Source organism: Streptomyces sp. RKAG293, from assembly GCF_023701745.1.
GTDB lineage: Bacteria > Actinomycetota > Actinomycetes > Streptomycetales > Streptomycetaceae > Actinacidiphila.
The window spans coordinates 1,094,776-1,111,045 of record NZ_JAJOZB010000001.1 but is presented as its reverse complement, the minus strand read 5'-3'; the positions used below and the strand labels follow the sequence as shown (position 1 = coordinate 1,111,045).

Here is a 16,270-nt window from a genome sequence, read left to right as displayed (position 1 = left end):
CCTTCTCGAGTGACTCTGTTAGTTGTAGCATCGCATCGGAGGTGACGGATGAACACATGGGTGCTGGGCGGTCATCAGACGGATTTCGCCCGCAACTGGGCACGCGCCGGACTGGAGTTCTCCGATCTGGTACGGGAGGTGGTCGACGGGACACTGGCCGACGCGGGAGTGGAGCCCGAGGACATCGGCGTCATCCACGTCGGCAACGCCTTCGGTCAGCTCTTCACCGGCCAGGGCCAGCTCGGCGGGATGCCCGCGACCGTGGAGGACCGGCTGTGGGGCGTGCCCGCCTCGCGCCATGAGGCGGCCTGCGCCTCCGGCGGGATCGCGGTGCTCTCCGCCATGGCCGATCTGGAGTCGGGCCGCTACGACTGCGCGCTCGTCATCGGCGTGGAGTTGGAGAAGACGGTGCCGGGCGACGAGGCGGCCCGCCATCTGGGCGCGGCGGCCTGGACCGGGCACGAGGGCCAGGACGCGACCTTCATGTGGCCGTACATGTTCTCCGCGCTCGCCGACGAGTACGCGGCGCGGTACGGCCTGGACGACGCCCATCTGCGGGCGATCGCCGAGCTCAACTACCGCAACGGGCGAGCCAATCCCCAGGCGCAGACCCGGGACTGGAAGCTCACCGAGGCGAGCTTCACCGCCGACGACCACGCCAACCCCGTCATCGAGGGCCGGGTGCGCCGCCAGGAGTGCAGCCAGATGACCGACGGCGGCGCGGGTGTCGTCCTGGTCTCGGACCGCTGGCTCGCGGACCGCGCGCCCGCCGGCCGTCGCGCGCGGAAGCCGGCCAGGATCGCGGGATGGGGACACCGCACGGCCGGACTGCCGCTGCGACAGAAGACCGACCGCAGCGCGGGGGAGCCGTATGTCCTCCCGCATGTGCGGCAGACGGTGCTCGACGCCTTCGGCCGGGCCGGGATCGACGGCATCGACCAGGTCGACGGGCTGGAGACGCACGACTGCTTCGCCATGTCCGAGTACATGGCGATCGACCACTGCGGCATCACCGCGCCGGGACTGAGCTGGCAGGCCGTCGAGAACGGCGACCTGGAGATCGGCGGCCGCATCCCGGTCAACCCGAGCGGCGGACTGATCGGCGGCGGCCACCCGGTGGGCGCCACCGGCGTGCGGATGCTGCTCGACGCGAGCCTTCAGGTCACCGGCCGGGCCGGCGGCTACCAGGTCGAGGGAGCACGGCGCTTCGCCACACTCAACATCGGCGGGAGCACGACCACCACGGTCGGCTTCGTCGTGGAAGGGGAGGAAACCCATGGACGTTGAGATCGTCGGGCGCGCCCTGTCGACGCTGCCGGAGGACGACGACCACCCGTACCGCACCGGCCCCTGGCGGCCGCAGACCACCGAGTGGCGGGCGGACGATCTGGAGGTGACCGGTGAGATCCCGGCCGACCTCGAAGGCGTCTATCTGCGCAACACCGAGAACCCCGTGCACCCCGCCATCTCGCTGTACCACCCCTTCGACGGCGACGGCATGATCCACGTGGTGGGTTTCCGGGACGGGAAGGCCTTCTACCGCAACCGCTTCGTGCGCACCGACGGCTTCGCCGCCGAACAGGAGGCCGGGAAGGCGCTGTGGGCGGGCATCGCCGAGCGGCCCGTGCTGTCGCTGCGCGCCGACGGCTGGGGTGCGCGCACCCGGATGAAGGACGCCTCCAGCACCGACATCGTCGTCCACGCCGGGCAGGCGCTGAGCAGCTTCTGGCAGTGCGGTGACCTCTACCGGCTGGACCCGCTCACCCTGGAGACCATCGGCAAGTCGCCCTGGGCGCCGGACTGGGGCGTCTCCGCGCACACCAAGGTCGACGAGCGGACGGGGGAGCTGCTCTTCTTCAGCTACGCCACCGAGGCGCCCTATCTGCGCTACGGAGTGGTCGGCCCGGACAACCGGCTCAAGCACCTCACCGACGTCCCGCTGCCCGGCCCGCGGCTGCCGCACGACATGGCGTTCACCGAGAACTACGCGATCCTGAACGACTTCCCGCTGTTCTGGGACCCGGCCCTGATCGCCCAGGGCAAGTACGCCTCCCGCTTCCACCGCGACCTGCCGAGCCGTTTCGGGGTCGTCCCCCGGTACGGCACCGAGGTCCGCTGGTTCGAGGCCGACCCGACGTACGTCCTGCACTTCGCCAACGCCTACGAGGACGGCGACGAGATCGTCATCGACGGCTTCCACCAGGGCTGCCCCGAACCGGCCGACCCCCGTGGGGAGGGCGTCTACCAGCGGATGTTCCGCTTCCTGGCGCTGGAGCGGATGGAGACCCGGCTGCACCGCTGGCGGCTGAACCTGGTGACCGGGCAGGTGAAGGAGGAGCGGCTCAGCGAGCGGTTCACCGAGTTCGGGATGATCAACCCGAACCTCGGCGGACAGCCGTACCGGTACACGTACGCCGCCACCCAGCGCCCCGGCTGGTTCCTCTTCGACGGCATCGTCAAGCACGATCTGCACACCGGGAGCGAGGAGCGGTACGCGCTGCCCGAGGGCGTGTACGGCAGCGAGACCGCGATGGCCCCGCGGCCCGGCGCGACCGCGGAGGACGACGGCTACCTTGTTACGCTGACGACGGACGTGAACGCCGATCGTTCCGAGTGCCTCGTCTTCGACGCCGCGCGCCTCACCGACGGGCCGATCGCCCGGGTGCGACTGCCGGAACGGATCTCCAGCGGTACGCACGCGACGTGGGCGGCCGGCTCCGCGCTGCCGGGCTGGCAGGACGGGACGAGCATGCTGTAACGCGAACGCGGAGGGAGCCGAGTGGACGACGCCGCACCGACCCGGTTGCCGCCCGGCGGGCAGAACGCGATCGCGGTGGCACTCGGCCTGCTGGGCGACGAGTGGACGCTGCTGATCCTCCGCTACGCGCTGCAGGGCGTCCGCCGGTACCAGGACTGGCACGACCGGCTGCCGATCTCGAACGCGGTGCTCACCGCCCGGCTCACCCGGCTGACCGACATGGGGCTGCTGGTGCGCGACGCGTACCAGCAGCGGCCGGTCCGCTACGCGTACCAGCTGACGCCGCGCGGGCGGGAGATCTGGCCGGTGCTGGTCTCCATCTGGGGCTGGGAGTACCGCTGGGTCGACGCGCACAGCGAGCGGCTGCCGTGGATGCGGCACCGCGGCTGCGGGCGGCACATGGAGCCGGTCATGGTGTGCGGCGGCTGCGAGCAGCCGGTGCGTCCGCGCGAGGTGAGCAGCGTTCTCGGACCGAGCGGGGCCGCCGGACGCTCCATCCCGTCGGGCGCCACCCGGCGGCGCAGCGCCGCGGGCGCGGAGAGCGGTGCCGGGCTGTTCCCCGAGACGATGTCCCTGATCGGCAACCGCTGGTCGGTCGGGCTGCTCGGAGCGGCGTTCCTCGGCGCGCACCGATTCGGCGAGTTCCAGCAGCGGCTCGGTGCCCCGCCGGCGATGATCGCCGACCGGCTGCGGACCTTCTGCGCGCTGGGCGTGCTGGAGGCCCTGCCGGGCGAACCGGGCCGCGGCTCGTACCGGCTCACCGCGAAGGGCCGCGCCTTCTTCCCCGTCGTGATGACGCTGATCGACTGGGGTCAGCACTGGTTCCTGGCTCCCGAGGGGCCGGCCCTGCTCTCCACCCACCTGGGCTGCGGGGCGGACTTCGCGCCGCGGTTGGTGTGCGACGGATGCCGTCAGGTGCTGTGCGACAGCGACGTACAGGTCATCGGCGAGGAACCGGCCGCGCCCGTTCCGGTCCGGGCCAGGTGACGGGTCCGGTCCTCCTCCTGCACCGCTCGACCCGTCACAGGCCGCTGCCGTTCCGGGCCGGTCACAAGCTGCGGCCGTTCCGGGAGAAGTGCTGGTAGTCGGGGTTGTCCCAGCGGCCGCCCCACTGCCAGCCGATGGCCTGCATGGCGCTGTGCACGACATCGCCCGGCCGGATCATCCCCGGTACGGACCGGTCGCGGTCCAGGAACTCCGCGGCTTCGGCGGGGTGGACCCGGCCGTTGACGTCGACATAGGGATTCTCGACGGTGTTGATGTCGATGGCGTCGCCGTAGGAGTGCTGCGACTCCGTCCCCGGATCCCCGGTGACCTGGCGGCAGTTGAACGCCGAGGTGTTGTCGGCCCGCATCGCGGCCTCGTCGTCGCCGTGGAAGTCGGCCATCACCTGCATCCGCGCGATGGGGAAACGTGCCGCGAACGCCTTGGTGAAGACTTCCACCACGGGATCGACGACGTTCTTGTGGACGATGAGTTCGCCGGGATGCACCGTCCCGTCGTAGCCCCAGTAGTTCATCCCGATCAGCCGCAGATCGTCCGGACCCACGGGACAGCCGGCGCGGTAGGTGTCGACCAGCTTCTCCGGGGGGACGGCTTCGACGGTGGCGTCGAGGGCCGGGTCCGGCGCCGCGGCGGCGATGGCCTGGGGCCAGCCGCAGAGAAGAGCGGCGGTCAGCGCCAGCGCCCCGAGCCGGTGGGCCGTGCTTCGAGAAGGTCGCATGGGAGGAGGGGTACCAGGGAGGGCCGTGGTCAACCGGCTGCGGTGGCCGGGTCGCCCGTGCGGCGCACCCCACCCGGGCGCGGTGACCCGAACGGCCCTGTGCCGGGCGCCCGGGCCGGGGTGCCGGGGCCGGGCTCGTTCGGTTGCCGACTCAGTGGCCGCCGCGGAATCTGGTGGCCGGCGCCAGGACCATCACCGCTGCGGCTGACACGACGAGGACCGCGGCGGCGATCCACCCGGTGGTGTCGAAGGCGTCCGTGAACGCGGTCCTGGCGGCTTCCGTGAGCGCGGCGCCGTCCGGCCCGCCGAGCCTGCCGGCGGCCACGACCGCCTCGCCCAGCGAGTCCTTGGCGCGCTCCGCCACGTTCGCCGGGACACCGGCCGGGACCACCAGATCGCCGTGGTAGAAAACCGTGGCCAGGCTTCCGAGGAAGGCGATGCCGAGCACGTTGCCCAGCTCGAAGCCGGTCTCCTCGATCGCCGCCGCGCCACCCGCGCGGTCGGCGGGAGCCGATCCCATCAGCAGGGTGGAGCCCGAGGTGAAGGCCATGCTCGCCCCGGTGCCGACGCACACCAGCGAGACGATCAGCGGCGGGTCGGAGCTCTCCAGAATGGGCAGCACCGTTCCCAGCGCGAGCAGCGTCAGCCCGCCGGCGATCAGCGTCCGCGCCGCGACCCTGGCCAGCAGCGGATACGTCAGCAGCGACATCGCGAACATCGACAGCATGGCGGGCAGCATCCACAGCCCCGCCGCCGCGGGCTGCAGACCCCGGACGAGCTGCAGCCACTGGGTGAACAGGAACAGCACCGAACTCATCCCGAACAGCGCCAGCACGATGGCCACCGCCCCCAGGGTGAAGGCCCGGTTCGTGAACAGCCGCACCTCGACCAGCGGATCGGGCAACCGCAGCTGCCTGCGGACGAAGACCACCAGCAGAACGATGCCCAGCAGGAACATGCCGCCGGACGTCACATGCAGCGGTCCCTGCTTGGCGAGCATCTTGATGCCCTGCACCAGGGAGGCCATTCCGGCGAACGAGAGCAGCACGCTCCACCAGTCCCACTTCGCGGTGGAGGGGCTGGACGACTCCGGAAGAAGGATCCAGCAGGCGCCCAGCGCCACCACCACGATCGGGATGTTGACCAGGAACGCCGCATGCCAGCCGAAGTGCTCCACCAGCAGCCCGCCGACGATCGGTCCCGCCGCCGCGCCCGCCCCGGCGACCGAGGCCCAGATGGTGATCGCCCTGGTGCGCTCGTCGGGGTCGTGGAAGAGGTTGCGCAGGATCGACAGGGTCGCGGGCATGATCATCGCGCCGCCCAGACCCAGCAGCGCCCGCGCCCCGATCAGCCCCAGCGGATCGCCCGCCACCACCGCGAGCCCCGAAGCGGCGCCGAAGACCACCAGACCCGCCATCAGCAGCCTGCGGCGCCCGGTCCTGTCGCCCAGCGCCCCCATCGTGATCAGCAGTCCCGAGATGACCAGCGCGTAGGCGTTGACGATCCACAGCTGCTCCAGCGCCGACGGCTGCATGTCCTCGATCAGCGCCGGCAGCGCCACATTGAGGATCGTGGTGTCCAGCCCGACCACCAGCAGGCTCAGCGACAGCACGGCCAGCCCCCACCAGCGACGCGACGCTGCCGGTGGGGCGGTCACGGGTGCGGGGGACTTGCCGTCGGTGGTCACATGGGCCCCGTATCTTCCGGACGACCGGCCTGCGCAAAAGGCGCGGCGCTGACATACGGGGTCAGTATCGCTCCGCCGGCCCCGCCCCACGAGTCAGCCGCCGCCGGGGGTGGCCACCACCCGGCCGGCGGCTGCCCGGACTCCGGGCCGGACAGCAGGGCAGCGGGACCGGCGGTGCTCGGTGATCCACTTGCCGTGCGGCGCGTGCGGGTGTGACCTGGAGAGAGACAGCGGAAGGAGTTCCGTCATGGCCGCTTCCACAACCGTGCCGGTACGGCACCAGGGCTCGCTCGGGGTGGCACTGCCCGTGACGCTGGGCGTGATCTACGGCGTCTGGGCGGCCTTCATCGCGCGCGGGGGCGAGGGGCTCACCGCCGGAGACATCGGGCTCGGTGTGGTCGCCGGCTTCGCCGTGGCCGTGCTGTGCTTCCTGCTCGGCAGAACGCAGAAGGCCCTGCCGCGCGAGCTGCGCGCCGCCGCCTACGGGACACTGGCCGGCTGCTCGGTCGGATTCCTGCACAGCCTGACCGACGAAAGCATCCTCAGGTGCGTCGGCATGGGCATCGGCTTCGGCGCGGCGGCCGCGGCCGCTTCGTACTACATCTTCTACACCCACGAGCCCTGATCGCATTCGGTACCGGGTCCGGTCCCGGCGTCGTGCACGCAGCGTGCGACCTGGACCCGGTTCGAGACCCCCAGCTTGGCGAACACGCTGCCGACGTGTGTCTTGACGGTGGCCACGCCCATGGAGAGCGATGCGGCGATCTCCGAGTTCGTCAGACCCTCGCTGACCGCGAGTGCGACCTCCCGTTCGCGGGCGGTCAGCCGGTCCAGCAGGGTGGGCGCGGCCCGCTGACGTGAGGTGTCAGGGGACGTGGTGACGGCGGCGATGAGGCGCGTGGTCACGCTGGAGGCTGAGAGAGCCGAGGCCCGGGCCAACTCACAACCTTGCGGGCAGCGATCGATGTTTTGCGTCAAGTCATGGACTTGCTGCGGATCGGCTCGTAGGGTCGGGGATGTCTGGACCAGAGGTGCGTGTCATCGGCCCGAGCGAGCGCGCACAGCGCGGCCGCGTTCCGGGCCCGCGCCGCCTGATCGTCCGTCATCCGGGTGGGGGCCCGGCGGCGGACCGGTGTGGGCCGTCCCTCAGCGAGGTACGGCCCACACCCGGTATGTCAGACGGGCCGGCGCCCGTCGGCCCGAGTCTCGCCCGACCCGCGGACGATGAAACGGGTCAGCAGGATCACCGAACGCGGCGCCGAGCGGTCGCCGTCGATCCGGGAGAAGAGCAGGTTCGCCGCGGTGCTGCCGAGTGCCACCGGGTCCTGGCTCACCACCGTCAGCGGCGGGCTCAGCCGTTCGGCCAGCGGGAAGTCGTCGAAGCCGACGATCGCGATCCGGTCGAACAGACCGCCCTCGGCCTGGCCGAGACCGTCCATGACACCGATGGTGATGAGGTCGTTGCTGGTGAACAGCGCGGTCGGCGGGTGGCGCAGGGCACGCAGCTCGGCCAGCGCCGCGGCCGCGTCGGGCTGGGAGCGCAGTTCGTGCCGGACCAGTTCGGGATCCTCCGTCACCCCCCGGGCCGCCAGGGCCTCCTGATAGCCGGCGTAGCGCTCGCGCTGGGTCCAGATGCCGAACCGGTCGCCGAGATAGGCGATCCGGGTGTGCCCGTGGTCCAGCAGATGCGTGACGGCCCGGTTCGCCCCGGCGCGGTTGTCGACGGTGACGGTGTCGACCGCCAGCCCCTTGGCAGGCCGGTCGACACAGACGACCCGGGTGCCGCCCTCCATGGGCTGCTTGAGGAATCCGTGGTTGCCGATGGTCGGCACGAGGATCAGCCCGTCGACCTGCCGGGCGCAGAACGCCGCGACGACCTCCTGCTCCCGGCGCGGCTCGTCGTTGGTGCTGCCGACCAGGACGAGATAGCCGCGCCGGTGCGCCTCGTCCTCCACGGACCGCGCCATCAGGGCGTAGAACGGGTTCGCCAGATCGTCCACCACCAGTCCGATGGTGGACGTCCCCAGGTTCTTCGACCGCAGGTTCCGGGCGTTGTCGTTGCGCTGGTACCCCAGCTTCCGCACCGCCTGCTCGACTCGGGCCGTGGTGTCCGGGGACACGGCCGACTCGCCGGATATGACACGGGAGACCGTCATGGGACTCACTCCCGCGGCGCGGGCCACGTCCTTCATCGTCGGGCGCTTCACGGGCCTCCTCATCGACGGGTTCCGGTGCGGTGCCGGAACCCGACGCGTGGTTGATGGCCGGCGGGACCCTCCGCACTCCCCGCGTGCGGTCCGGGCACCGGCGGCGCCAACGTTACCCACCCATGCCGCCGGGACCGGGGGCGGGACCGGGTGAACACCCAGGTCCCGCCCCCGGCCCGGGAATCAGCAGGCGGACTTGTAGAAGTACTTGGTGATGGCGGGATCGGTCATGTTCTGCTTCGTGATGGCGACCATGGGAGTGCCGATCTGCGCGGTCACCTTCTTGCCCTGGATCGCGGCCAGCGCCTGGTCGACGCCCTGGGTGCCGATGCCGCCCGGGTCCTGGGCGACCAGGACGTCCAGGGTGCCGTTCTTGAGTGCGGTGATCTCGTCGGGTTCCGCGTCGAACGCGGCGACCTTGACCTTGCCCTGCTTGCCCGCGGCCTGCAGTCCGGTGGACACGCCCTGGGCGGTGTTGGTGTTGCCCGCGAAGACGCCGCCGAGGTCGGGGTGCGCGGCGAGGGTCGCCTGGATCTGCGACGCGGCGGTGGCCGGCAGGTCGTTGTCGTACAGCACGGGAAGCAGCGTGATCCCGGAGTGGTTGCTCTGCATCTCCTCGGTGAAGCCCTTGATGCGGGCATCGGTGGTGGAGACACCGGGCTTGACGCTGATCACGATGGCCGAGCCCTTGTCGCCCATCAACTGCGCGAGGGCCTTCGCCGCGGCCTTGCCGCCGGCCTCGTTGTCGGAGGAGATCCGGGAGACGCCCACCGAGGCCTCGGTGACCGAGGTGTCGACGAGCACGACCTTGGTGCCCGAGCCCTGGATCTGCTGGAGCGAGGGGGTCAGCGCGGTGCTGTCCACCGGGGATATCAGCAGGCCGTCCGGATGGGTGGCGGCGACCGAGTCGATGATCGGCCGCTGCACCGCGACGTCCCACTGCGCCGAGCCGTTGGTCTTGAGGTCCACGCCGACCTTCGCGGCCTCGGCCTGGGCGGCGCACGCCATCGTGATGTAGAAGGGGTCGCTCTTGACTCCGGTGATCAGCTGGATGGTCTTCTTCCCGGAGCCGGATGACCCGTTGTCGTCGCTGCTGCAGCCGGCGGTGGTGGCCAACACGGCCAGCACCGCGCAGCATCCGGCGAACTTCGTGGCTCTGTGCATGGCGGAGATCCTTCTGTGAGGGTGCGGCCCGAGGGGGAGCGGAGGAGCAGGGGGAGGGTTCGGGGCCGGCGGTCAGCCGTGGTCGCGGCTGCGCCTGCGGAACTGGTCGAGGTAGACGGCGAGGACCAGGACCACGCCGATGGCGACGTCCTGCCAGTACTGCTGGACGCCGATGATGATCAGGCCGGTGGTGAGGACCGCCGGGATGAAGACGCCGATCACCGTGCCGAGCACCGAACCGCGCCCGCCGAAGAGGCTGGCCCCGCCGAGCACGACCGCGGTGATGACCTTGAGGTTGTCGGTGGAGTGGCCGGCGATGGACGTGGTGCCGAAGTAGGCCAGCCACATCACGCTGCCGAGCCCGGCCAGCAGTCCGGCCAGGGCGTAGACCAGCACGAGATGCCGGTCCACCGAGATGCCGACCCGGCGCGCGCCCTCCGCGTTGGAGCCGATCGCGTACGTGTAGCGGCCGAACCGGGTGTAGGCGAGCATCAGGCCGAACAGGACGGTGGTGCCGAACGCGATGACCACCAGCCAGGGGATCTGCCCGAAGAGCTTGCCGAACCCGATGCTGTGCTGCAGCTTGCCCGACACGGCTCCGGTGAGGTCCTGCCCGCCGGTGATGATCTGGGCGAGACCCAGGGCCGCGCCGAAGCCGCCGAGGGTGACGATCAGCGGCGGCACCTTGGCCTTGGCCACCAACAGGCCCTGGACCGCGCCCCACACCAGGCCGGTGGCCAGGGCTATCAGCGCGGCGACCGTGATGGTGCCCCAGCCGGACTCGGCGCCGCCGTGGTGCACGGTGTACTCGCCGGACAGCACGGCGGCGAGCACGAGGACCGAGCCGACCGACAGATCGATCCCGGCCACGATGATGACGAAGGTCATGCCGACGCCGAGCACCAGGTAGATCGCGGCGTTGGTGGCTATCTGGGTGATGTCGTACTGGGTGAGGAAGGTGCCCGGCGCGGCGATGGTGAAGAAGGCGACCAGGAGGACCAGGACGCCGAACGTCCAGGCCTCGTTGACCGCCGCGATGCGCTTCGCCCACTCCGGCACGGTGATCCGCGGCCGCGGGGGCACCGGCGAGCCGTCCCCGGCCGGTACCGGGGACCCGGTGGGTGCCGCCTCCCGGGCTTCCGTCTTCTCCAGCCGCGGCTTTCCTGTTTCCGTCATGTCCTGTCCCGCCATTTCCGACTTCACGCCGCGCCACCGTTCGACGCCGGGTCCAGTGCCCCGGTCATGGCGCCGACCAGTTCCTCGACCGACGACTGCGCGGCGGTGAACCGCGCCACCCGGCGGCCCAGCCGCAGTACCTCGACGCGGTCGGCCACCGACAGCACCTCGGGCATGTTGTGGCTGATCAGGACGACGGCGATACCGCGGTCCCGGACGCGTCTGATGGTGTCGAGCACCCGTCCCCGCTGCACCACGCCGAGGGCGGCGGTGGGCTCGTCCATGAAGATGATCCGATTGGCGAAGGCGACCGCCCTGGCCACGGCGACCGACTGGCGCTGACCGCCCGACAGGGACGCCACGGGGACGCCCACATCCTGCAGATCGACCCCGAGTTCGGCGAAGGCCGCGACGGCCGACCGGCGCATCGCCGCCCGGTCGAGCACATGGAGCCGGCCGAGCAGACCGCCGCGGAACAGCTCCCGGCCCAGATGCAGATTGGCCGCCGCGTCCAGGTCCGGGGCGAGCGCCAGGTCCTGGTACACGGTCTCGATGCCGTACCGCCGGGCGTCCAGCGGGCTGGTCAGCCGCACCGGCGCGCCGTCCACCAGGATCTGCCCGCCGTCCGGTCTGATGGTGCCGGACAACGTCTTGACCAGAGTGCTCTTCCCGGCGCCGTTGTCGCCGATGAGTGCGACGACTTCGCCGGGCCACGCGGTGAAATCAGCGCCCTGGAGAGCCTGGACATGACCGAAGTGCTTGGTCACCCCCCGCGCCTCCAGGAGTGGTTCTGTCATCGAGAAGCCTCCCCGGGCCTTGGTAACGTTCTCAGCGATTCCCGGATTGTGGAGGTGACCTGATGTCGTGTCAATACTCTGCGCACAGGTACGTTTTAGCCGCCCAGGTCCGGACAATTTCGCGATTCTCGGCGCAGTGAGCACTCTTGACAGGGAATCAGGGACACGTCAAGAATCCTGTTTCGATTGATAACGTTCACATGCACTTCGAGCATCCTCCGTGCCTTCAGGACGCCGGCCCCGCGGCCCGCGGCCTCCCCCACGACAAGGTGGTTCTCCGTGCTCCGATCGCATTACGTCCGGCACTGTGCTGCCCCGGGCGTCAGTCCACCACCCGAACGGGCGACCCCGCTGCTGAGACTCGGTGTGGCCTTCTCCTGCCTGCTGCTGACCGCGGTCGGCGCGGTCGCGTTCGCCTCGCCCCCGGCGCACGCCGCCGTGTCGAACCCGACCCAGTACGTCGACCCGTTCATCGGCACCGACGACAGCACCGCGCCCAACCCGGTGCCGGGCGGCGCCGGCGGAAGCACCTATCCGGGCGCGGTGGTCCCGTTCGGCGGCGTCCAGCTGAGCCCGGACACCCCGACCGCCTCACCGTCCGGCTACCGCGCCTCGGACACCACCATCGAGGACTTCAGCGCCACCCACTTCGACGGTGCGGGCTGCTCGAACAACGAGGACCTCCCGATCCTCCCGGTCACCGGCGCGCTGGGCGCCTCGCCCGGCACCAGCTGGACCAGCTACGCGTCCGGCTACACCAAGGCGAACGAGGCCGCGGCGCCCGGCTACTACAAGAACCGGCTGGACAAGTACGCCACCAACGTCGAGCTGACCGCGACCACGCGCACCGGCATGGGCAAGCTCGCCTACCCCGCGGGCACCACGTCCCGGCTGCTGATCAACACCAGCCGCAGCGCCACCGGCAACCGCAGCGGCTCGGTCCAGATCAGCGGCTCGGAAGTCACCGGCAGCGTCACCGCCGGCGGGTTCTGCGGCTCGTCGAAGACGTACCAGATCTTCTTCGACATCCGCTTCGACAAGGCCCCCACCGGCTTCGGCACCTGGAGCGGCGGCACGGTCACGGCCGGCTCGGCGAGCGCGAACGGCACCAACACCGGCGCCTACGTCACCTTCGACACCACGGCCAGTCAGAACGTCCAGTTCAAGGTCGCCCTGTCCTACGTCAGCGTCGCCAACGCGAAGACCAACCTCACCACGGAGAACAACGGCTGGGACTTCAACGCCGTACGGACCGCGGCGGACACCTCCTGGAACCAGATCCTCAACCGGGTCCAGGTCTCCAGCGGCGGCGCCACCGAACTGCAGAAGTTCTACACCTCGCTCTACCACGTCTTCCAGAGCCCGAACGTCTCCAGCGACGTCAACGGGGACTACCGCGGCTTCGACGGGGCGGTGCACAACTCCGCCCACCCCGTGTACCAGAACTACTCCGGCTGGGACATCTACCGTTCCTGGGCCGCCCTCATCGCGCTGATCGCGCCGACCGAGGCGAGTGACATCGCCAAGTCGATGGTCCTCGACGGCCAGCAGGGCGGGCTGCTGCCCAAGTGGTCGCAGCAGACCAACGAGGACTTCGTGATGACGGGCGATCCAGGACCCATCATCGTGAGCAGCATGTACGCCTTCGGCGCCCGTGACTTCGACACCGCCGCCGCGCTGACGCTGATGGAGAAGTCCTCCAACGGCGGCACCGCCCAGGGCACCGCGATCCGCGGCCGGCAGTCCACGTTCACCAGCCTGCACTACATCAACGGCGACCCGTCGGACTCACTGGAGTACTCGGCCTCCGACTTCGCGACGGCGCAGTTCGCCAAGTCGCTGGGCAACACGACGAGCTACAACACGCACATGACGCGCGCCCAGTGGTGGCGCAACACGTTCAACGCCGAGTCCGGGTTCGTGCACCCGCGCAACAGCGACGGCAGCTGGCCCTGGCCCCTCGACCCGGCCAGCCAGTCCACCTTCACCGAGGGCAACGCGGCCCAGTACACCTGGATGGTCACCTACGACTTCGCCGACCTCATCAACTCGATGGGCGGCCGGCAGACCGCCGTGCAGCGCCTGGACCACCACTTCACCGAGGTCAACGCCGGGCAGAGCCGGCCGTACTACTACATCGGCAACGAGCCGGAACACGGGGTGCCGTGGGCGTACGACTACGCCCGTCACCCGTCCGGCGCCTCGGACGCGGTGCGCAAGGTGATGACCGAGTCGTTCACCACCGGACCGGGCGGACTGCCCGGCAACGACGACCTGGGCGCGACCTCCGCCTGGTACGTCTGGGCGGCGCTCGGCATGTACCCGGCCACCCCCGGCGCCGACACGCTCGCCGTGCACGGCCCGACGTTCCCCTCCATCACGATCCAGCGGGCCGCCGGGGACATCACCATCAACTCCTCGGGCTCGGGCAACTACGTCCAGGGTCTGAGCGTCAACGGCACCTCCACCAGCCACAACTACCTGCGGTATCCGGACGTGGCGGGCGGCGGCACGCTGAACTACACGATGGGCGGAACGCCGAGCGCCACCTGGGGCACCGGCGCCAACGACGCGCCGCCGTCCTTCCAGGACGGCGGGACCTCGGTCCCGGCCGCTCCCGAACTGGGCGCGAACCTCGCCCAGGGCAAGCCGGTGACCACCGCCTCGACCCCCTGCGCGGCGGCGGAGTCGGCGGACAAGGCCGTCGACGGCACGCTGAAGAACAACAGCAAGTGGTGCACGAACTCGACGGGCCCGGCGATGCAGGTCGACCTCGGGTCAGTGCAGACGGTCTCCTCGTTCGTCCTCGAGCACGCCGGACTGGGCGGCGAGAACACCGCCTGGAACACCGGTGCCTACCAGATCCAGACCAGCACCGACGGCACGACGTGGTCCACCGCGACGACCGTCACCGGTTCCCGGTCCAGCAGGACGTACAACACCATCGCCGCCCGGCAGGCCCGCTACGTCAAACTCGCCGTCACCTCACCCGGCAACAGCGGAGCCACCGCCGTGCGGATCTACGAACTGGAGGTCTACGGGGGCGGCAGCAGTGGCCCGGCCAACCTGGCGCTGAACCGGCCCGCCACCGGGTCCGCCTCCTGTACCACCACCGAGACACCTGACAAGGCGGTCAACGGCAGCGTCTCCGGAGGCAACACCGACAAGTGGTGCTCGGGCGCCGCCGGAACCAAGACCCTCCAGGTCGACCTCGGCGGATCGCACGCGCTCAGCTCGATCACCGTGCGGCACGCCGGCGCCGGCGGGGAGTCGGCCGGCTGGGACACCAAGGACTTCGATCTGCAGGTCTCCCCGGACGGCACCACCTGGACCACGGTGGCCCAGGTGCGCGGCAACACCTCCGACGTCACCAGCAACCCGTTCAACGCCACCGCCCGCTACGCCCGTCTCGCCGTCATCACGCCCACCCAGAACACCGACACCGCCGCCCGGATCTATGAATTCGAGGTCTACGGCAGCTGATCACCCGCCCTTCCGAGCCCCCGGTCGTCGGTCGACGACCGGGGGCTCGGCCGCGTCTCACTTCGAAGGTGCTTGAAGGAGTTGCGGCCTCCACCCCCCTCAATGAGGCTGGGCATCGCCGACCGAGCAACCGTTTCAGGCCAACGGGGGACGGGTCGGCAGGCCGGCGGGGGGACCAACACGGGGGTGTGGTCCACCCGCCCGCCCCTCTTCGGCGGACGGCCGCCGGCCGCCGCAGCACCCTTTCTCCTGCGCGCCCGTTTCGGTCCGCCATAGGTTTTGAACACGTTCAATGTTATGTTCTTCGCCATCGCACCAGAGATGACGCATGAGCGGGGGCAGCATGAGCGTGACCACATTCGCCGGCTGGACACGGGGATTCGAGGCCGAGATCGAGCACCGGCGCGCACAGGGCGAACCTGACTGGGCGGGCGGCGCGAGCCTGGCGCGGCCGCTCGCGCGCAGCCTGCAGCGCTTCCAGGTCGGCGAGGACGGCGACGGGGCGAATCTGATCCGCAAGGCCGACGAGGCCGGGGACCGCGACTACGCCGCGGCGGTCCGGCTGTTCGTGGCGGAGGAGCAGAACCACGCGCGACTGCTGTCGCTGCTGCTCGGCGCGGGCGGGATGCCGACCATCGCGGCCCACTGGAGCGACTCGGTCTTCGTCCGGCTGCGCAGACTGCTGGGCCTGAGACTCGAACTGCTGGTCCTGATGATCGCCGAGGTGGTGGCCCTGCGGTACTACCGGGCCGTCAGCGAGGGCACGGGGGACCCGCTGGTCAGCGAGGTCGCGGCGCGGATCCTGGCGGACGAGCGCCGGCACGTCCCCTTCCACTGCCTGCGGCTGCGGGAGGCACTCGGCGCACTGCCCGGGGTGCTGCGCGTCCTTGTGATGACCGGCTGGCGACTGCTGCTGCTCGGTGCCACCGTCGTCGTCGCCTGGGACCACGGTCCGGCGCTGCGCCATCTCGGCATGCCGCGGCGCCGGTTCATCGCCGATGTCATGCGGTCGTCCACGGACGTCGTCGCCGACATCCTGGGCACCCGGCCGCTGCAGCCGGCCGATGCCGCGCCCCAGCGGACACGGTCCCGGGCGGCCGTCTCACCGGGCCGGGCCGGCTGAGAGGCCGCGTCCGCCGCCCGACGCGGGGGCGGGAGGGCACTCGCCGATAGGGGGTCTGGCACCACCATCGCCGGGTGCCCAACCCCACTGACCTGGCCGTCTTCCTGTCACAGACTCGTGCATGTCAGCAAGTACCAGCGAGCACGGGGAGT

At 70.7% G+C, this 16,270-nt stretch carries 14 protein-coding genes; 6 read left to right on the top strand and 8 right to left on the bottom strand.

The features are described from left to right. Positions 1 to 48 precede the first annotated feature (48 nt). From LNW72_RS04840 to LNW72_RS04830, 3 genes are read left to right on the top strand one after another with little or no spacing between them, the layout of a single operon-like run. Entirely contained in the window at positions 49 to 1,287 is a 1,239-nt protein-coding gene (locus tag LNW72_RS04840) for an acetyl-CoA acetyltransferase (protein WP_250974214.1), read from the top strand. Then, positions 1,277 to 2,758 (top strand): carotenoid oxygenase family protein, encoded by a 1,482-nt coding sequence (locus LNW72_RS04835; protein WP_250974213.1) that lies wholly within the window; start codon positions 1,277 to 1,279, stop codon positions 2,756 to 2,758. Before LNW72_RS04840 ends, LNW72_RS04835 begins: the two co-directional genes overlap by 11 nt. 21 nt (positions 2,759 to 2,779) lie before the next feature. Continuing rightward, positions 2,780 to 3,745, top strand: coding sequence for a helix-turn-helix domain-containing protein (locus LNW72_RS04830; RefSeq protein ID WP_250974212.1), 966 nt, complete (start codon positions 2,780 to 2,782; stop codon positions 3,743 to 3,745). 61 nt (positions 3,746 to 3,806) lie between these two features. Here the strand turns inward: LNW72_RS04830 and LNW72_RS04825 are convergent, their stop codons facing one another. From LNW72_RS04825 to LNW72_RS04815, 3 genes are all read right to left on the bottom strand, one after another. Continuing rightward, entirely contained in the window at positions 3,807 to 4,481 is a 675-nt protein-coding gene (locus tag LNW72_RS04825; RefSeq protein WP_250974211.1) for a M15 family metallopeptidase, read from the bottom strand. 151 nt (positions 4,482 to 4,632) lie between these two features. After that, a complete protein-coding gene (locus tag LNW72_RS04820; protein WP_250974210.1) occupies positions 4,633 to 6,168 on the bottom strand; it encodes an MFS transporter in 1,536 nt (511 codons plus the stop codon). A 93-nt stretch (positions 6,169 to 6,261) separates the two neighbouring features. After that, complete coding sequence (locus tag LNW72_RS04815) at positions 6,262 to 6,417, bottom strand: hypothetical protein (protein ID WP_250974209.1); 156 nt, start codon at positions 6,415 to 6,417, stop codon at positions 6,262 to 6,264. Here LNW72_RS04815 and LNW72_RS04810 point away from each other — a divergent pair. Then, positions 6,416 to 6,793: a hypothetical protein gene (locus tag LNW72_RS04810; protein ID WP_250974208.1), complete on the top strand. Its 378-nt coding sequence runs from the start codon at positions 6,416 to 6,418 to the stop codon at positions 6,791 to 6,793. The genes LNW72_RS04815 and LNW72_RS04810 overlap by 2 nt on opposite strands. Here the strand turns inward: LNW72_RS04810 and LNW72_RS04805 are convergent. The 5 genes from LNW72_RS04805 to LNW72_RS04785 all read right to left on the bottom strand — a co-directional run bounded on the left by LNW72_RS04805 (position 6,775) and on the right by LNW72_RS04785 (position 11,512). Then, positions 6,775 to 7,074 (bottom strand): helix-turn-helix transcriptional regulator, encoded by a 300-nt coding sequence (locus LNW72_RS04805; RefSeq protein ID WP_250974207.1) that lies wholly within the window; start codon positions 7,072 to 7,074, stop codon positions 6,775 to 6,777. The two genes, LNW72_RS04810 and LNW72_RS04805, sit on opposite strands and share 19 nt — an antisense overlap. A gap of 269 nt (positions 7,075 to 7,343) precedes the next feature. Beyond that, a complete protein-coding gene (locus LNW72_RS04800; RefSeq protein ID WP_250974206.1) occupies positions 7,344 to 8,375 on the bottom strand; it encodes a LacI family DNA-binding transcriptional regulator in 1,032 nt (343 codons plus the stop codon). Between the two features lie 183 nt (positions 8,376 to 8,558). Further along, positions 8,559 to 9,539, bottom strand: coding sequence for an ABC transporter substrate-binding protein (locus LNW72_RS04795; protein WP_250974205.1), 981 nt, complete (start codon positions 9,537 to 9,539; stop codon positions 8,559 to 8,561). Positions 9,540 to 9,611: 72 nt separating this feature from the next. Continuing rightward, positions 9,612 to 10,715 (bottom strand): ABC transporter permease, encoded by a 1,104-nt coding sequence (locus tag LNW72_RS04790; protein ID WP_250974204.1) that lies wholly within the window; start codon positions 10,713 to 10,715, stop codon positions 9,612 to 9,614. 23 nt (positions 10,716 to 10,738) lie between these two features. Further along, complete coding sequence (locus LNW72_RS04785; RefSeq protein ID WP_164292761.1) at positions 10,739 to 11,512, bottom strand: ATP-binding cassette domain-containing protein; 774 nt, start codon at positions 11,510 to 11,512, stop codon at positions 10,739 to 10,741. A gap of 279 nt (positions 11,513 to 11,791) precedes the next feature. Here LNW72_RS04785 and LNW72_RS04780 point away from each other — a divergent pair, with 279 nt between their 5' ends. Both LNW72_RS04780 and LNW72_RS04775 read left to right on the top strand, forming a co-directional pair. Further along, complete coding sequence (locus tag LNW72_RS04780) at positions 11,792 to 14,995, top strand: GH92 family glycosyl hydrolase (RefSeq protein WP_250974203.1); 3,204 nt, start codon at positions 11,792 to 11,794, stop codon at positions 14,993 to 14,995. A gap of 343 nt (positions 14,996 to 15,338) precedes the next feature. After that, positions 15,339 to 16,118 carry a ferritin-like domain-containing protein gene (locus LNW72_RS04775; protein WP_250974202.1) on the top strand — a complete coding sequence of 260 codons (780 nt, stop codon included), beginning with the start codon at positions 15,339 to 15,341 and terminating at the stop codon, positions 16,116 to 16,118. Positions 16,119 to 16,270: the final 152 nt, after the last annotated feature.